This window comes from Streptococcus infantis (assembly GCF_964243025.1).
GTDB classification, from domain to species: Bacteria; Bacillota; Bacilli; order Lactobacillales; family Streptococcaceae; genus Streptococcus; species Streptococcus infantis_N.
Genome location: NZ_CAXTDJ010000005.1, coordinates 102,930 through 121,918 on the forward strand (window position 1 = coordinate 102,930; position 18,989 = coordinate 121,918).

General features: G+C 36.6%; 12 protein-coding genes. 5 read left to right on the forward strand and 7 right to left on the reverse strand.

Annotated features, from left to right (window positions below):
- Positions 1 to 7 precede the first annotated feature (7 nt).
- Together ACESNQ_RS07080 and ACESNQ_RS07085 are read left to right on the forward strand one after the other, a co-directional pair.
- Positions 8 to 6,439: a S8 family serine peptidase gene (locus ACESNQ_RS07080; RefSeq protein WP_373075898.1), complete on the forward strand. Its 6,432-nt coding sequence runs from the start codon at positions 8 to 10 to the stop codon at positions 6,437 to 6,439.
- A gap of 440 nt (positions 6,440 to 6,879) precedes the next feature.
- Positions 6,880 to 7,194, forward strand: coding sequence for a hypothetical protein (locus ACESNQ_RS07085; protein WP_223333230.1), 315 nt, complete (start codon positions 6,880 to 6,882; stop codon positions 7,192 to 7,194).
- Positions 7,195 to 7,230: 36 nt separating this feature from the next.
- On the opposite strand, the gene ACESNQ_RS07090 is transcribed toward ACESNQ_RS07085, so the two are convergent.
- Positions 7,231 to 8,916, reverse strand: a complete 1,686-nt coding sequence (locus ACESNQ_RS07090; protein ID WP_373075899.1) for an N-acetylmuramoyl-L-alanine amidase — start codon at positions 8,914 to 8,916, stop codon at positions 7,231 to 7,233.
- A 109-nt stretch (positions 8,917 to 9,025) separates the two neighbouring features.
- Entirely contained in the window at positions 9,026 to 9,385 is a 360-nt protein-coding gene (locus tag ACESNQ_RS07095; protein ID WP_371499692.1) for a DUF3397 domain-containing protein, read from the reverse strand.
- Between the two features lie 245 nt (positions 9,386 to 9,630).
- Between ACESNQ_RS07095 and ACESNQ_RS07100 the strand changes: the two genes are divergently transcribed.
- Together ACESNQ_RS07100 and ACESNQ_RS07105 are read left to right on the forward strand one after the other, a co-directional pair.
- Entirely contained in the window at positions 9,631 to 10,881 is a 1,251-nt protein-coding gene (locus ACESNQ_RS07100; RefSeq protein WP_373075900.1) for a dicarboxylate/amino acid:cation symporter, read from the forward strand.
- 14 nt (positions 10,882 to 10,895) lie between these two features.
- On the forward strand, positions 10,896 to 11,837 hold the full coding sequence (locus tag ACESNQ_RS07105) for an ATP-grasp domain-containing protein (protein ID WP_373075901.1): 942 nt from the start codon (positions 10,896 to 10,898) through the stop codon (positions 11,835 to 11,837).
- A 66-nt stretch (positions 11,838 to 11,903) separates the two neighbouring features.
- On the opposite strand, the gene ACESNQ_RS07110 is transcribed toward ACESNQ_RS07105, so the two are convergent.
- The 5 genes from ACESNQ_RS07110 to mnmL are packed head-to-tail and all read right to left on the reverse strand — an operon-like array spanning position 11,904 to position 16,608.
- Positions 11,904 to 12,767 (reverse strand): YihY/virulence factor BrkB family protein, encoded by an 864-nt coding sequence (locus tag ACESNQ_RS07110; protein ID WP_373075902.1) that lies wholly within the window; start codon positions 12,765 to 12,767, stop codon positions 11,904 to 11,906.
- Between the two features lie 39 nt (positions 12,768 to 12,806).
- On the reverse strand, positions 12,807 to 14,861 hold the full coding sequence (locus ACESNQ_RS07115; protein WP_373075903.1) for a cation:proton antiporter: 2,055 nt from the start codon (positions 14,859 to 14,861) through the stop codon (positions 12,807 to 12,809).
- 11 nt (positions 14,862 to 14,872) lie between these two features.
- Positions 14,873 to 15,127, reverse strand: coding sequence for a hypothetical protein (locus ACESNQ_RS07120; RefSeq protein WP_373075904.1), 255 nt, complete (start codon positions 15,125 to 15,127; stop codon positions 14,873 to 14,875).
- Complete coding sequence (mnmM, locus tag ACESNQ_RS07125) at positions 15,120 to 15,677, reverse strand: tRNA 5-(aminomethyl)-2-thiouridylate-methyltransferase MnmM (RefSeq protein ID WP_373075905.1); 558 nt, start codon at positions 15,675 to 15,677, stop codon at positions 15,120 to 15,122. Before mnmM ends, ACESNQ_RS07120 begins: the two co-directional genes overlap by 8 nt.
- Positions 15,661 to 16,608: a tRNA modification radical SAM protein MnmL/YtqA gene (mnmL, locus tag ACESNQ_RS07130; RefSeq protein ID WP_004252482.1), complete on the reverse strand. Its 948-nt coding sequence runs from the start codon at positions 16,606 to 16,608 to the stop codon at positions 15,661 to 15,663. Before mnmL ends, mnmM begins: the two co-directional genes overlap by 17 nt.
- 191 nt (positions 16,609 to 16,799) lie before the next feature.
- Between mnmL and ACESNQ_RS07135 the strand changes: the two genes are divergently transcribed.
- A complete protein-coding gene (locus ACESNQ_RS07135; protein WP_368910314.1) occupies positions 16,800 to 18,986 on the forward strand; it encodes a PTS transporter subunit IIBC in 2,187 nt (728 codons plus the stop codon).
- The last annotated feature ends 3 nt before the right edge of the window (positions 18,987 to 18,989 follow it).

The window sequence follows — 18,989 nt, forward strand, 5'->3', positions numbered from 1 at the left end:
AATTAAAATGAAAAAAAGTACAGTATTGTCACTAACTGCAGCTGCAGTTATTTTAGCAGCATATGTCCCTAATGAGGTAGTCTTAGCAGATACATCTAACTCTGAAGATGCTTTAAATATCTCTGATAAAGAAAAAGTAGTAGTAGAGAAGGAAACAGAAAATAAAGAAAAACATGAAAATATTCCTAATGCTATAGAAACTTCAAAGGATACTGAAGAGAAGAAAACAACAATTATTGAGGAAAAAGAAGTTGTTAGTAAAAATCCTGAGATAGATAATAAAACTAGCAATGAAGAAGCAACAATCAAAGAAGATTCCAATCAATCTCAAGGAGATAAAGCGGACTCGTCTGCAAGTAAAGACCCAGAAAGTCCCAAAAAAGAGGATAAACTTGTCTATATTGCTGAATTTAAAGATAAAGCATCTGGAGAAAAAGCAATCAAGGAATTATCCAATCTTAAGGATACAAAAGTTTTATATACTTATGATAGGATTTTTAACGGTAGTGCTATTGAAACAACCCCAGATAATCTGGACAAAATTAAACTAATAGAAGGTATCTCATCGGTTGAACGATCACAAAAAGTCCAGCCAATGATGAATCATGCTAGAAAGGAAATTGGAGTTGAAGAGGCAATTGATTACCTAAAGTCTATCAATGCTCCATTTGGTAAAAATTTTGATGGTAGAGGTATGGTCATTTCAAATATCGATACCGGGACAGATTATAGGCATAAGGCCATGAGAATTGATGATGATGCTAAAGGCTCAATGAGATTCAAAAAAGAAGACTTAAAAGGTACTGATAAAAATTTCTGGTTGAGTGATAAAATCCCTCATGCTTTCAATTATTATAATGGTGGTAAAATCACTGTAGAAAAAGCTGATGATGGAAGCGATTATTTTGATCCACATGGGATGCATATTGCAGGGATTCTTGCGGGAAATGATACTGAAAAAGATATTAAAAACTTTAACGGAATAGATGGAATTGCTCCTAATGCACAGATCTTCTCTTATAAAATGTACTCTGACGCAGGATCTGGGTTCGCAGGGGATGAAACAATGTTTCATGCTATTGAAGATTCAATCAAACACAATGTCGATGTTGTTTCAGTATCATCTGGCTTTACAGGAACGGGCCTTGTAGGTGAGAAATATTGGCAAGCTATTAGGGCGTTAAGAAAAGCAGGCATTCCAATGGTTGTAGCTACGGGTAACTATGCAACTTCTGCTTCAAGTTCTTCATGGGATTTGGTGGCAAATAATAATCTGAAAATGACCGACACTGGAAATGTAACACGAACTGCAGCACATGAAGATGCGATAGCGGTCGCTTCTGCTAAAAATCAGACAGTTGAGTTTGATAAAGTCAACATAGGTGGAGAAAATTTTAAATACAGAAATATAGGGGCCTTTTTCGATAAGAATAAAATCACAACAAATGAAGACGGTTCAAAAGCTCCTAGTAAATTGAAATTTGTATATATAGGTAAAGGTCAAGACCAAGATTTGATAGGATTGGATCTTAAGGGCAAAATTGCAGTAATGGATCGAATTTATACCAAGGATTTAAAAGATGCTTTTAAAAGAGCAACGGATAAGGGCGCACGCGCCATTATGGTTGTAAATACTGTCAATTACTACAATAGAGATAATTGGACAGAGCTTCCAGCCATGGGATATGAAGCGGATGAAGGGACTAAAAGTCAAGTATTTTCAATTTCAGGAGATGATGGTGTAAAGCTATGGAACATGATTAATCCTGATAAAAAAACTGAGGTTAAACGAAATAGTAAGGAAGATTTCAAAGATAAATTGGATCAATACTATCCAATTGATATGGCCAGCTATAATTCTAATAAACCGAATGTAGGTGACGAAAAAGAAATTGACTTTAAGTTTGCACCTGACACAGACAAAGAATTGTATAAAGAAGATGTTATAGTTCCAGCAGGATCCACATCTTGGGGACCGAGAACAGATTTGCTTTTAAAACCTGATGTCTCAGCACCAGGTAAAAATATTAAATCCACTCTCAATGTCATTAATGGGAAATCAACTTATGGTTATATGTCAGGGACTAGTATGGCAACTCCAATCGTGGCAGCTTCTACTGTTTTGATTAGACCAAAGTTAAAGGAAATGCTTGAAAGACCTGTATTGAAAAATCTTAAGGGAGATGACAAAATAGACCTTACAAGTCTTACAAAAATAGCCCTACAAAATACTGCACGGCCTATGATGGATGCGACTTCTTGGAAAGAAAAAAGTCAATACTTTGCATCACCTAGACAACAGGGAGCAGGTCTAATTAATGTTGCCAATGCTTTGAGAAATGAGGTTGTAGCGACTTTCAAAAACACGGATTCTAAAGGTTTGGTAAACTCTTATGGTTCTATTTCTCTTAAAGAAATAAAAGGAGATAAAAAATACTTTACAATTAAGCTTCACAATACATCAAACAGACCTTTGACCTTTAAAGTTTCAGCATCTGCTATAACTACAGATGCTCTAACTGACAGACTAAAACTCGATGAAACATATAAAGACGAAAAATCTCCAGATGGGAAGCAAATTGTTCCAGAAATCCATCCAGAAAAAATCAAAGGAGCAAATATTACATTTGAGCATGACACTATTACCATAGGAGCAAATTCTAGCTTTGATTTAAATGCGGTTATAAATGTTGGAGAGGCTAAAAACAAAAATAAATTTGTAGAATCATTTATTCATTTTGAGTCAGTGGAAGAAATAGAAGCTCTAAACTCCAACGGGAAGAAAACAAATTTCCAACCTTCTTTATCGATGCCTCTAATGGGATTTGCTGGGAATTGGAACCACGAACCAATCCTTGATAAATGGGCTTGGGAAGAAGGATCAAAATCAAAAACAATGGAAGGTTATGATGATGATGGTAAACCAAAAATTCCAGGAACCTTAAATAAGGGAATTGGTGGAGAACATGGTATAGATAAATTTAATCCAGCAGGAGTTATACAAAATAGAAAAGATAAAAATACAACATCCCTAGATCAAAATCCAGAATTATTTGCTTTCAATAACGAAGGGATCAACGCACCATCATCAAGTGGTTCTAATATTGCTAAAATTTATCCTTTAGATTCAAATGGAAATCCTCAAGATGCTCAACTTGAGAGAGGATTAACACCTTCTCCACTTGTATTAAGAAGTGCAGAAGAAGGATTGATTTCAATAGTAAATACAAATAAAGAGGGAGAAAATCAAATCGACTTAAAAGTCATTTCGAGAGAACACTTTATTAAAGGAATTTTAAACTCTAAGAGAAATGATGCAAAGGGAATCAAATCTTCTAAGCTAAAAGTTTGGGGTGACTTGAAGTGGGATGGACTCATTTATAACCCTAGAGGTAGAGAAGAAAATGCACCTGAAAGTAAGGATAACCAAGATCCTGCTACTAGGATAAGAGGTCAATTTGAACCGATTGCGGAAGGTCAATATTTCTATAAATTTAAATATAGATTAACTAAAGATTATCCATGGCAGGTTTCCTATATTCCTGTAAAAATTGATAACACAGCTCCTAAGATTGTTTCAATTGATTTTTCAAATCCTGAAAAAATTAAGCTGATTACAAAGGATACTTATCACAAGGTAAAAGATCAGTATAAGAATGAAACGCTATTTGCGAGAGATCAAAAAGAACATCCTGAAAAATTTGACGAGATTGCAAACGAAGTTTGGTATGCTGGCGCCGCTCTGGTTAATGAAGACGGAGAGGTTGAGAAAAATCTTGAAGTAACTTATGCAGGTGAGGGTCAAGGAAGAAACAGAAAACTTGACAAAGATGGAAATACCATTTATGAAATTAATGGTGCGGGAGATTTAAGAGGAAAAATCATTGAAGTCATTGCACTAGATGGCTCTAGCAATTTCACAAAGATTCATAGAATTAAATTTGCTGATCATGCTGATGAAAAGGGGATGATTTCCTATTATCTAGTAGATCCTGATCAGGATTCATCTAAATACCAAAAGCTTGGCGAGATTGCCGAATCTAAATTTAAAAATTTAGAAAATAGAAAAGAGGATAGTCTTAAAAAAGATACAACTGAGGAAGAAAATCATCAAGACAATGAAGAGTCTATCGAAGAAAAATCTAGCTTGACTATTCATAAAACGATTTCAACAATTAGAGAGTTTGAAAGTAAAGACTTAAAGAAACTCATTAAAAAGAAATTTAGAGAAGTTGATGACTTTACAAGTGAAACTGGTAAGAGAACAGAGGAATACGATTATAAATACGATGATAAGGGAAATATCATTGCTTATGACGATGGTAGTGCCTTAGAATATGAAACTGAAAAACTTGACGAAATAAAATCAAAAATTTATGGTGTTCTAAGCCCGTCTAAAGATGGACACTTTGAAATTCTTGGAAAGATCAGTAATGTTTCTAAAAATGCCAAGGTATATTATGGAAATAATTATAAATCTATAGAAATCAAAACGACCAAGTATGATTCCCACTCAAAAACGATGACATTTGATTTATACGCTAATATTAATGATATTGTGGATGGATTAGCTTTTGCAGGAGATATGAGATTCTTTGTTAAAGATGATGATCAGATAAAAGCTGAAACTAAAATTAGAATGCCTGAAAAAAATAAGGAAACTAAAACAGAATATCCCTATGCATCAAGTTATGGGAATGTAATAGAATTAGGAGAAGGAGATCTTTCAAAAAACAAACCAAACAATTTAACTGAAATGGAATCTGGTAAAATCTATTCTGATTCAGAAAAACAACAATATCTGTTAAAGGATAACATCATTCTAAGAAAAGGCTATGCACTAAAAGTGACTACCTATAATCCTGGAAAAACGGATATGTTAGAAGGAAATGGAGTCTATAGCCAGGAAGATATAGCAAAAATACAAAAGGCCAATCCTAATCTAAGAGTCCTTTCAGAAAAAATAATTTATGCTGATAGTAGAAATGTTGAAGATGGAAGAAGTACTCAATCCGTATTAATGTCGGCTTTGGACGGCTTTAACATTGTAAAATATCAAGTGTTTACCTTTAAAATGAACGATAAAGGGGAGGCAATCGATAAAGATGGAAATCTTGTAACAGATTCTTCTAAACTTGTATTATTTGGTAAGGATGGTAAAGAGTACACTGGGGAGGATAAATCCAATGTAGAAGCTATAAAAGAAGATGGTTCTACGTTATTTATTGATGCAAAACCAGTAAATCTTTCAATGGACAAGAACTACTTTAATCCATCTAAATCTAATAAAATTTATGTACGAAATCCAGAATTTTATTTAAGAGGTAAGATTTCTGATAAGGGTGGTTTTAACTGGGAGTTGCGAGTGAATGAATCGGTTGTAGATAATTATTTAATCTACGGAGATTTACACATTGATAACACTAGAGATTTTAACATTAAGCTTAATGTTAAAGACGGTGACATCATGGACTGGGGAATGAAAGACTATAAAGCAAACGGATTTCCAGATAAGGTAACAGATATGGATGGAAATGTTTATCTTAAAACTGGCTATAGCGATTTGAATGCGAAAGCGGTTGGAGTACACTATCAATTTTTATATGATAATGTTAAACCAGAAGTAAACATTGATCCTAAGGGAAATACTAGTATTGAATATGCTGACGGAAAATCTGTTGTCTTTAACATCAATGATAAAAGAAATAATGGATTCGATGGTGAGATTCAAGACAAACATATTTATGTAAATGGAAAAGAATATAAATCATTTGATGATATTAAACAACTAACAGATAAGACACTAAACATTAAGATTGTTGTAAAAGATTTCGCAAGAAATACGACCGTAAAAGAATTCATTTTAAACAAGGATACGGGAGAGGTAAGCGAATTAAAACCTCATACGGTGACTGTGACCATTCAAAATGGAAAAGAAATGAGTTCTAAGATAGTGTCGGAAGAAGATTTCATTTTACCTGTCTATGAGGGTGAATTAGAAAAAGGATATCAATTTGATGGCTGGGAAATTTCTGGTTTCGAAGGTAAAAAAGATGCTGGTTATGTTATTAATGTGTCAAAAGATACCCTTATAAAACCTGTATTCAAGAAAATAGAGGAGAAAAAGGAGGAGGAAAATAAACCTACTTTTGATGTATCGAAAAAGAAAGAAAAAACACAACCTGATTCAACTAATGATGTCAACAGTATTGTTTCTGGTAAAAATGATAAAAACTTTGAAAATAAGAAGGAAGTTTATCTTAATGAACAAGAGAGCATAGCTAATAAACATACCGATATCGATAGTAAATCAACTACTAACAATTCTGATAGGTTGCCAAAAACTGGAACAGTTAGAGCAGTTCTTACACCATTCATTGCTGGAATATTGTTTATAGTAGGATCACTCCTTGGATTGAAGAAAAAAGATCAAGATTAGGACAAAAGCTATAGATAAAAAATTGGTTTATGTACTGAGATTAGCTAGTGTGATAATGAAACAGTTTTGTGAAAATAGTCATTTTTAACTCAATTAGTTAGTTTGCTTTGATATTGATACCCTTTTTGGATTTATGAATGGACTTAGTTTAGGTAAGTAATGAATTGATTGAAAGGGTTAGTCTTGACAATATTGGTCATATTGATTAGAAAATAGAGTCTATCAAAATTTAAAGGTTAATAGAGGTGATGAGACAATTTCAAGGAATTAAGTAGCGTTTGGTTACTTAATTCCTTTTTCTTTTATAAAATTCTGACCACATAGTCTATCATGACTACCAGATAGGCAAAACCTATTGTTTGCTTTTTTTATTTCTGTTATAGTAGTAATTGTCAAGGGGGGATTAAACTTCCTAACAAAATAGAAAATGAGGTTATATCATGAAAAAAGTAGTAGGTATCGGATTTTTAGTCGTTGCAGCAGCAGTTTTGTATTTTGGTTTAGTTGGATGGCCAAGTTTGGATGTTAACATCTGGGCACTCTTTCCAGTAGGTCTATTTCTATTCTTTACTCTTGAGAATCTAGTGAAAAAAGATTATAAAGCTAGTCTCATGTGCTTGATTATTGCTTTTATTATTGCAAATGCTATTCTTGATATTTTGCCACTTTCAAGTGGGTTGGTAATCGGTGCTGGTGTTCTGGCTTGTGTGGGGATTGGATTTCTATTTCCTGACGCTAATAAGAAAGAAGCATAATACAAAAAAGCCTCGAGATTCCTCGAGGCTTTTTCTTTATTTGCCTGCGTAATATTTTTGAATACCTTTGACAATACCTGCCACCAATCTATTTTGGTAAGCATCACTACGAATTTGTTGGTTTTCGTTGAAATTGTCCATATAACCAAGCTCTAGGAGAACTGCTGGTTTATCTGTTTCTCGAAGAACAGCAAAGCTACTTTGGAGGAGGCCAGCATCCTTAGCACCTGTTTCAGCTAGGAGTGAAGAGTGGATATCAGCAGCAAGGCGATTACTTTCACTGATGCGATCAGGATGGTTATGCCAGTAAGGATTAATCTTAGCGCGATAGCCCGGAGCGTCTTCGTAAGAATAGGTCTGAATTCCAGAACGATTAGAAGCAGGGTTGCCACTAGCATTAAAGTGGATACTAATGAAAATATCTGAGTTTGTACTATTCACCATTTTTGAACGTTCAGTGATAAAGTCGACATAGACATCACTATCTCTCGAAGAAAGAACGGTATAACCAAGCCCCTCGAGTTCCTTGCGAAGTTTCTTGTAAACTTGCATAGTGAGGTCTTTTTCATTCGTGTTATAGTAAACAGCACCAGGGTCTCTACCACCGTGTCCTGGATCTAAGAAAACAGTCTTCGTGTATTTTCCCTTTTCAAATCCACGACTTACAGGAATTTCGCCAATCCATTTTCCATTACTTTGGAACTGATGTGCTTTTCCATCAATTTTACGAGTTCCTGTGACATAAATACCACTTTCTTCTAGGTAATACCAAGCATTATAGTAGTTATCAAAGATCCATTCATTCTTAGCCATGTAACCACCTGACTTAAGGTAGTATGAGCCAATCCATTCACGTGCAGCGTATGCACCACCTGATTTTAAATAGAACCAACTATTGTAGTTATTATCGAAAATCCATTCTCTTTCAGCCATGGCACCGCTAGCTTTTAGGTAGTAGCTACCTTGCCATTGGTTACTTGCCATAGTGGCATCTTCATTAAAGTAGTACCAAGTACCACCAATTTTATCCCACTTATTTTTACTTAATCTGCCAGAAGTTTGGGCATAGTACCATTTACCATCTTGTTTGACCCAAGCGCTCTCAGCCATAGCCCCACTATTGGTAAAGATATAACCATCAAAAATGGTGTTACTGAGCATGATTCCGTCTTTGTCAAAGTAGTACCATACACCACCAACTTTTTCCCATTTTTGCTGAGAGATTTTACCAGATGGCTTTGCATAATACCATTTATCTTTGATTTTACCCCAGCCGCTATCAACCATAGCACCGCTACTAGTCAGGATGTACCCATCATAGATTGTATCGCTGAGCATGATTCCATTTTTATCGAAATAGTACCATTTGCCGTGAATTTTTTTCCAATTTAGAGCAGGTTTGTTTGCTTCATAGAAGCGCCAGATATTTTCTTCAAATACCCAACCATTCTTTTTGACTTCTGGAGCTTTTGTCTCTTCTTTCTTGTCTGAACTTGTACTTGTAGTTGTAGTAGATGTTGTAGGGAGGCTTGAACTTGTTTCAGTAGAAGGAGCAGTTTCCTTGGTTGAAGGGGTGTTCTTTTCGACTTTTTCAGTAACTGTATTCTCTTGTGTCGTTTCTGCTGTAGTAGTTTGCAGGTTATTCTCTTCAGCAAAAGCTGAGTTTGTTGCGAATCCTAGAAAAGTAAGCGTGATGGCACTTGCCAAGAGCGTTTTTTTCACTTGTTTGATCTCCTATTTTTTTAATAATCTCTTTTTAAAATGTCATTAGAAAAGCACCTCATGTGGAAGAACTAGTCGCCAACTGTTGAGGTGCTGGCATGATTTATTTTTATTTCATCATGAAGATTTGAACAATCATAACGATGTAGATGAGCAATGTGAGTAGAAATCCAGCTCTCCAAAAGAATTTAAGGAATTTTGGATAATAAAAGCTGCGTTTTTTGCTCAGGAAGTAAAAAGCTAGAATAATGGCTAGCAAAGATAGGGCTGCCCCCAAAATGGGAAGTTGATTATGGGTAAAAACCTTTGCACTGATTAAATAGTATTCAAAAATCAGAAAAGGAAAAGCCAAATCTGCAAAGTTAATTCCCTTTTTCTTTAACTTAAAAAATCTACTAAAGATAATAGCCAAAGCCAAGGTTAGTACCAAAAGCAAGACGGAAGCGAGTTTCATTAAAATCATAACAATATTGTATCATAAAATTTGAATAAAAGAAAAGCATATTCCTTGATTTAACAGTGTTTTTCTAAAAATACTTGTTTAGAAATTGATTTTTTATACTATATCAAACATCAATGTGATTTACTTTGTAAAGTTGGAGTAGTTTGAACCTTCATTATAAATCTTTTTTATGGTGACAATAAAAAATATATATTAGTCAGGGGAGAAGAATAGTAGTAGAATGGGTAGCAAATAAAACAAAGGAGTTTCTTATGAAATTAGTTACGTTATGGTCAAAACTCTCACTAGGAATTCAATTATTGGTGGCTTTGGTCTTGGGTGTTATCGCTGCCCTTATCTGGCCACAATTTGCAGGCTTTTATCAATTTTTAGGTCAAGCCTTTATTAAATTGATCAATATGGTTATCATTCCGCTAATCTTCCCAACCATCGTTGTTGCAGTAGCTGGAGTTATTGGAAAAAAATCTTTCGGAAAAATCTTGACCAAGAGTTTGGTTTACTTTTTTGCCGTGACAACTGCCATTACTCTTTTGTTTGTATTTGCTAGTTACTATTTAGGATTTGGTCAAGGAGTGAATATCGGTCAAACTGGTGGAAACCTTGATGGGATTGCTAACAATGTCAAGTTCAGCGAATTTTTGCTTGGTTTCATTCCATCAAATATCGTTAAATCTCTTTCAGATGGCGCTCTATTGCCAATTATCGTTTTTGCAATCTTTCTTGGTTACGGAATTGGGAATCTTAAGTCTGATAAATCTCAGAAGATTATCGAAGGTTTCCAAATCTGGATTGAAGCCATTTACAAGATTGTTGCAGTAATTATCAAACTATCACCGATTGGTATTTTTGGATTTATCGCTAAAGATGTTGCAACTACGGGTGTCGACAAGTTGATTGGGCTTGGTCAGTTTGTAATTGGAACTTATCTGGCTTATGCTGTTTTGGTTCTCCTTATTTTCCCTTTGATTGCCGTCTTCTTTAAAGTACCGTATTTATCAGCCTTTCGTGAAAATTGGAGTCTCTTGACTCTGGCTTTTGTTACTGGAAGTTCTAGTGTGGTCTTGCCATCACTTCTTAAAGATTTGAAAAAACAGGGGCATGACGAGCATACAATTGATTTAGTTGTTCCTTTAGGATATACTTTTAACTTAGAAGGAGCAGCAGTTTATTTCTCAGTAGCGACAATTTTTATCGCCCACGCCTATGGTATTCAATTTTCTTTATCAAGTCTCTTGTTTACTGTTTTGTTGTTGACCCTGATTGGAAAAACTGCAGCAACTGTGCCATCAGGAGCTATCGTAGTTCTATTAGCTGCAGCACCTCAATTGGGCTTGCCAGTTGAAGGAGTGGCCTTGATTTTTGCAGTTGATTTCTTTGTCAATGCAGGCCGTACGATGATCAATGTTTTGGGTCAAATCTTAACAGTTAGCGTTATCGAAAAAACAGAAGGATATATTTTAGAAGAAGAAAAGAAAAGCCAATTATCAGTCAGCTTTTCTTAAGGAGTTTATAAGTAATGAGTGAAGCAAAAGTTTATGTGATTCATGAGAATTTAGAATGGACTCAACATTTAGTGAAATGGTTGGAAGAATTAGAAGTCCCTTATGAACTATGGGATTTGTCTAGTGGGATTTTAGATTTGCAAAGCCCACCGCCGCAAGGTATCTTTTACAATCGTATGTCTGCCTCTTCTCACACAAGAGGACATCGTTATGCGCCAGAATTTACAGAGCAAGTGATTACTTGGTTAGAAGCACACGGACGCAAAGTTGTGAATGGTACCGGTGCTATCAACCTTGAAATTAGTAAAGTCAAACAATATTTGAAGTTAAACGAATCTGGTATCGAGACTCCTGCAACAGTTGCAGTTTTGGGTCAAGAAAACATCATTGAAGCAGCAAGAAAATTGAATATCTATCCTTTGATTACCAAGCACAATCGAGCAGGTAAGGGATTAGGCGTTCAACTCTTCCAAAATGAAGAGGAACTTGAAGCTTATGTCAATAGTCCCCTCTTTGAACCATCAGTGGACGGGATTACCTTGTTACAAGCTTACATCAAGCCAAGTGATGGACGTATCCGTCGTTCAGAGTTTATCAATCAGAAGTTTCTCTATACTGTTTCGATCGATTCTTCAGATGGATTCCAACTGTGTCCAGCAGATGGTTGCCAAATCGGCAAGAGACCAGAGCAACTAGAAACGTCTGAAAAATTCCAGATTACAGCACCTCTACCAGATGACCGGAGAGAAGCTTATGAGAATTTCTTGAAAAATGCTCAGATTGAAGTTGCGGCGATTGAATGGGTTCAATCAGAGAGTGGAGACATTTATGTCTATGATGTAAATACCAACACCAACTACAATCCTACCGCAGAAAAAAATGCCAATATTTTTGCTCACCAACATTTAGCTCAGTACCTAAAAACAGAATTGCAAGCCCTGACTAGTGGACAATAAAGTAGGAAATTCAAAAATCCCCCAGTATCAAATGACTGGGGGATTAATTGGTTTACTATGTAAAACTTATGGCTTTGCTTTAAAGTCTGGATCCTTCAAACTTTGAACGCTAGCATTGAGGACAGCACCGATAATTAATATCTTGGCAATGATAATGAACCAAAACATCATCACAACAACGACGATAGAACTGAAAAATCTGACGTCAACGAGATAATTGACATAATTGTTGAAATAAGCTGCAAAGATGTTTAATAAAGCAATAGTGGTAACTAGTACAAAGAGACTTCCAGGTATGACGTATCGAATCCGACTTACTTTAACATTTGGTAGGAAATAATAGAGCATAATCACGGTAGCAAAAAGAAAGGCATAGATCAGAGGACCTGTAAAATCCTGTAGATAAGAAAATAGAGCACTCTCGGATTTCCAGTAGTTTTTAAGCAAGTCCAATAACATATGGCCGAACATACTGAGGAATAAGGCAAGGGCAAAGAGAATTTGAAGGCCAAAGCTAACCAAGAGACTCATCAGCTGGTGTGAGATAATTCCTCTATTTTTTGCAACTCCATAGGCTTTATTAAAGGCCTTCTGAAGAAAATCCATGGATTTGGAGAAAGTCCAAAGAGCTGATAAGATAGCAAAACTTAGTAAACCTGTTGATGGTTGAGTCAGAACTTCTCGGACAATTTTTGCAACAACTTCATAGATTGTATCTGGTAAAAATTCCTTGATTGTTAATAGAAAGTTTGAGATGGGAATTTGAAAGTAGGGTAAGATATTGACCACTATCATGAGTAAAGGGAAGATTGAAATCAACCAATAGTAGGCAACAGCAACGCTAGTTAACTCACTATCGGAGGCTTGATAGTAGTGCAAAAAAGCTTTTAATAAGGGTCTATCAGTCAGCTGTTTCCACAACTTTTTCATGTTACAATCCTCCAGTTTTTCTCTTGTTTTCTATAGATTTTAATTTCTTCGAACTAATTCCATCATATCATAAGGTAAGGTATTAGCAGATTCTTTTAAGGAATAAGTTTCTAAATTATTGACATTTTGGCGTAGCTTTTTGGCATATTGAGCTGAGATGAGTTTTTGAGCTTCGTATTCAAAGATACACTTACGTTCAAGGTAGTATCCTCTAAGCATTTCATCAATGTTATTGGGTTTGATACGATTGATAACCCGTTCCACAAAGGCACCACTCGTAATATGACTGGTTTCGCGAAGACGAGATTCCTGCATGAAGCTAATCAAGGAACTCTTATAAATCCCTTTGAGGTTTTCCAAACTCTCGATGATAATTTCTGTATTAGCTAGGTAGAGTTCTGCAATCTGGTCATAATCAATGGCAAGAAGTCGCTGTTTTTCCTTGTCTTTCCATGAACGGAATGTTTTCCCAAATGTGAGCAATTCATGAAGTAGAAAACGAAGAATGCGTATGGAGACAAGGAAGTAGTAGGTTAGTCGAGAAGCAAAGTTTCGCTTAATATTTTTCTCCATGCTTTTCAAGTAGCGTTGGTAGACACGATAAGCACGATCTCCAATCTTTCCTTCTTCATAGGCTTGTTCCAAACCATCGCTTTCAACACTGAGAATCAAGAGTTTAAGAGCTTCCCAGTCCTCCTGAATTTCTTTGTTTTCTTGACTAAGAATAAGGTTTTCAATACGTCCATGATAATTGTCAATAGCTGCATAGAGTGGAACCTTGTTTTTTGTGTTCTCTAAATCCTTCTCTAATTCCATGGCAACATCGTTTAAGATAGCGATGTGCATGAGCTGATCCTTAGATGGTTCTTTTTCTTCAGAAAGGTGTGGGAGTACTAGTAATCCCGTCAGGAAACTTACTAGGGTTACACCAGCTACGAGGAAGAGAAGAAGAGGGTGTTCTTGTTCCAGATTAGACGGTATCAAAAGGATAGTGGCAATGGATACAGTTCCCTTCACACCAGAAAAGGTAAGGAGGAGCATGTCTTTGACATATTTGTCTAAACTTTTATGAAGCTTCTTAATCCGAAATGCGTAAAATCCATAGATCATGACAAAGCGGATAGCAAAAAGCAGGAAGGTCAAGAGGAAAACGCTGAGTAAGAGAAGAACTTTGTTGTAAAATGCACTCTTAAGAATTGGTTCCGCGATCATTTCCAGTTCCATTCCAAGAATGACAAAGACTGAACCATTGAGCATAAAGGTTACAGTCTGCCAAACAGTCTCAGTAACTGTATCAACTTGCGCTTCAAGGAGATTTATTTTCTTGAAACGACTGGCTTTCAGAATCCCCGCGACAACAACGGCGATGATGCCTGAAACATGAATTTCTTCGGCTATGAAAAAAGTCAAGAGAGGTAAACTAAGTTCCAATAAGAGCTCACTTGCGATATCTGTTGCACGGACACTGAGTAGAAAGGTATGAAGAAAGCGATTGATTAGGGCTGTTATAAAGCCGACTGCAAATCCTCCAACGATGGAAATGGCTAATGAAGTTCCGGCTTGGGTCAGGGAGAATGTTCCTGTTGTCCAAGCGATGAGAGCCATTCGAAAGGCTACTAGTCCAGAAGCATCATTCAGAAGACCTTCTCCTTTTAGGATATTAGAGACCCGTTTTGGGAAGGAAAAGCGTTGAGAAAGGGATGCGAAGGCGACTAGGTCAGTAGGACCTAAGGCGGCACCAACTGCTACGCAGGCGGCTAATGGAAGGCTAGCCCAAAGGACATGAGCGAGTCCCCCCATGCTCAGAGCTGAGATAAAGATAACTGGAAAAATCAAGTAGAGGACAATCCGCCAGTGTTTTAGGATAGAAGTAATGTCTGCTTCTTGAGCCTCGCGAAAGAGTAGTGGGCCAATGACTAAAGCTAGGAATAACTCAGTATCTAAATGATATTGGTTGTTGGGTAAACAAAGTCCAATTCCAATCCCTAACAAAATTTGAATCAGAGGCATGGGTAAAAAGGGCAGAAGCTTATTGGTCGTACTAGAAACAATGAGAACAAGTAAAAATATCAAGAGATAAAAAAGTAAATCCATCTTCTACCTCCTTATTTTTGTTTTCGACAAGCTTCAAAAAGTTCCTTTTGTTCTTGGATTTTTTGATCAATCTTTGAGCAGTCCTTATGTTCTATTTTTTTCTGACAACGCTCCATTTCAAGTGAAATCATTTTCTTTTTGATTTTCAGCATTTTTTTACTCATATGTGCTTCATCCAAAATACCAACTGCACGTTCATGTTGGGTTGACTCGACAAAGTTGTGACGAAGAGCTTCGATTTTATCTTTTAGGTATTGTTTATCCATGTCGATACCTTTCTAATTTTTCAATCATAACTAAAAATGGTGGATTGTTGATTTGATTGAGGGTGCGATAGATAGTAGTAGTATATTCTTGTTGAGGTAACTGACTAACATAATCCATAACTGCATCCCGTTCTATATCTCCGCCTTCATGCCCGTAATAAATCATGATGGCAATTCGTCCCCCTTTAACGAGCATCTGACAGAGTTTTTCAAGTGCCTCAATGGTTGTGTGAGGTTTAGTAATGATAGACTTATCGGCAGTAGGAAGATAACCTAGATTAAAGATGGCTGCTTTCACCTCTGTTACAAACTGATCTACGGTTTCATGACCTTGTAGGAGTAACTCGACATTGGTCAAACCGGATTCTTGTAGACGTTGACTAGTTTTTTCAAGAGCTTGTTCTTGTATATCAAAAGCGTAGACCTGTTTAGCTAATTTGGCAAGGAAAAGTGTATCATGTCCATTTCCCATTGTTGCATCTACAACAACATCATCTTTTGTGATGACTTGGGCAAGAAAATCATGCGCCATTTCAAGTGGTTTTTTCATTCATAAACTCCTGTTTTACAGCCTTGCATCCTTGGACACTACCTCGACGTCTCATTTCAGCTTCTATGCTATTTAGAACTTCCCATTTATTGAGACTCCACATAGGACCTATTAGCATATCTCTAGGCGCATCACCCGTAATCCTATGGATGACTATATGTTTGGGAATAATTTCTAGTTGGTCACAGATAACTTTCACATAGTCATCTTGACTCATAAGCTGCAGTCTACCCTCGTGATAATCACGTTGCATCCGAGTATTTGTCATAAGGTGAAGTAGGTGAAGTTTAATCCCTTGAATATCATTATCAGTCACACAGCGACGAACATTTTCCACCATCATGTCATGAGTTTCACCTGGCAAACCATTAATTAAATGGGCTACAATCTCAATCTTTGGATATTTTCTCAAGCGCTTAACCGTTTCCACGTAGAGTTCATAGGAGTGGGCACGGTTAATCAATTCAGAAGTTTCCTCATAGGTTGTTTGTAAACCTAACTCTACAGTAACATGCATTCGCTCTGATAGTTCTGCCAAGTATTCGATAGTCTCATCAGGCAGGCAATCTGGTCGTGTACCAATATTGATTCCAACCACACCAGGTTCATTAATAGCTTGCTCATAGCGTTCGCGAATGACTTCGAGCTTTTCATGAGTATTAGTAAAGTTTTGGAAATAGACTAGATATTTTTTTACATCTGGCCATTTACGGTGCATAAAGTCAATTTCTTTATAAAATTGCTCACGAATAGGAGCGTCAGGTGCAACGATAGCATCTCCAGATCCAGAAACCGTACAGAAAGTACAACCTCCATGAGCTACTGTACCATCACGATTGGGACAATCAAATCCGGCATCGATAGGAACTTTGAAAGTTTTTTCTCCGAATAAATTTCGATAATAATCATTCAAGGTATTATAGGATTTCATAGCTATTATTATATCAGAAAACCCCAGTAAACTCAAAGTTAGTAAACAATTGAAGAGAAGTAAAAAATTATTAAAATAAAAAATCTTATATAAATCCTTTACAAAAAAAATTAAAGTGGTATAATAGAGGTGTGATTGGTGCAAACGTTTTCGTAAATCGTTTGCATTAAAATAAAAATAAGGAGATTTGAATGATGAAAGATACATTCAAAAATGTTTTGTCTTTCGAGTTTTGGCAAAAATTCGGTAAGGCTCTAATGGTGGTTATCGCTGTTATGCCGGCTGCTGGTTTGATGATTTCAATCGGTAAGACGCTTGCAATGATTAATCCTAACTTTGTGCCACTTGTTGTTACAGGTGGAATCCTTGAGCAAATCGGTTGGGGAGTTATCGTTAACCTTCACATTTTATTTGCTCTAGCTATCGGAGGAAGCTGGGCTAAAGAACGTGCAGGTGGTGCTTTTGCAGCAGGACTTGCCTTTATCTTGATCAACCGTATCACTGGTGCTATCTTTAGTGTTAGTGGTGATATGTTGAAAGATCCTAATGCAATGGTTTCAACAATCTTTGGTAACTCTATCAAAGTTTCTGATTACTTCATCAGTGTGTTTGAAGCTCCAGCGCTTAACATGGGTGTCTTCGTAGGGATTATTTCTGGTTTTATTGGGGCGACTGCCTTTAACAAATACTACAATTTCCGTAAGCTTCCTGATGCACTTTCATTCTTTAACGGAAAACGTTTTGTACCGTTTGTAGTTATTCTTCGTTCAGTAATTGCGGCAATCTTGCTTTCAATTTTCTGGCCACTTGTTCAAACAGGTATTAATAGCTTTGGTATCTGGATCGCTAACTCTCAAGAAACAGCTCCAGTTCTAGCACCATTCTTGTATGGTACTTTGGAACGCTTACTCTTGCCATTTGGACTTCACCACATGTTGACTATCCCAATGAACTATACAGCTCTTGGTGGTACTTATGATGTCATGACTGGTGCGGCAAAAGGTACTCAAGTATTTGGTCAAGATCCACTTTGGCTTGCATGGGTAACTGACCTTGTAAACCTTAAAGGTACTGACGCAGCTCAATACCAACACTTGTTAGATACAGTACATCCAGCTCGTTTCAAAGTTGGACAAATGATTGGTTCGTTTGGTATCTTGATGGGTGTAATTGTGGCTATCTACCGTAACGTTGATCCAGATAAGAAACACCAATACAAAGGTATGATGATCGCAACTGCTCTTGCAACATTCTTGACAGGGGTAACTGAACCAATTGAGTACATGTTCATGTTCATCGCAACACCTCTTTACCTTGTTTATGCTCTTGTTCAAGGTGCTGCCTTTGCAATGGCTGATATTGTGAACCTTCGTGTGCACTCATTCGGTTCAATCGAATTCTTGACTCGTACTCCGCTAGCTATCAACGCTGGTATTGGTATGGATATTGTTAACTTTATCTGGGTAACTGTCCTCTTTGCAGTTATCATGTACTTTATCGCTAATTTCATGATTAAGAAATTCAACTATGCAACTCCAGGACGTAACGGTAACTACGAAAATGCAGATGGATCTTCTGAATCTTCAGTTGCCGGCGAAACTAAAGTTGCAGAAGCTTCTCAAGCAGTTAACATCATCAACCTTCTTGGTGGACGTGCTAACATCGTTGATGTCGACGCATGTATGACTCGTCTTCGCGTTACTGTAAAAGATGCAGAAAAAGTTGGAACAGAAGAACAATGGAAAGCTGAAGGAGCTATGGGACTTGTCATGAAAGGACAAGGTGTCCAAGCTATCTACGGACCTAAAGCTGACGTATTGAAATCAGATATCCAAGATATTCTTGATTCTGGAGAAGTGATTCCTGAAACTCTTCCAAGTCAAATGGCAGCAGCTCAAAAAGATACTGTTGTCTACAAAGGTGTAACTGAAGAAGTTTATTCAGTTGCTGACGGTCAAGTCATTGAATTGGAACAAGTTAAGGATCCAGTCTTTTCACAAAAAATGATGGGTGATGGATTTGCAGTAGAACCAGCAAATGGAAACATTGTATCTCCAGTTTCTGGTACTGTATCAAGCGTCTTCCCAACTAAACATGCTCTTGGTCTTGTAACTGAAGCAGGTCTTGAAGTTCTTGTTCATATTGGTCTTGATACTGTAAGTCTTGAAGGAAAACCATTTGAAGTGGTTGTTTCAGAAGGTCAAACAGTAGCTGCTGGTGATCTCTTGGTCAAAGCTGACCTCGGAGCTATTCAGGCTGCTGAGCGTGAAACTACAACTGTAGTAGTCTTTACAAATGGAGATGCCATCAAGTCAGTTAAATTAGAACAAACCGGTTCTCTTGCAGCCAAAACAGCAGTTGCAAAAGTAGAATTGTAATAC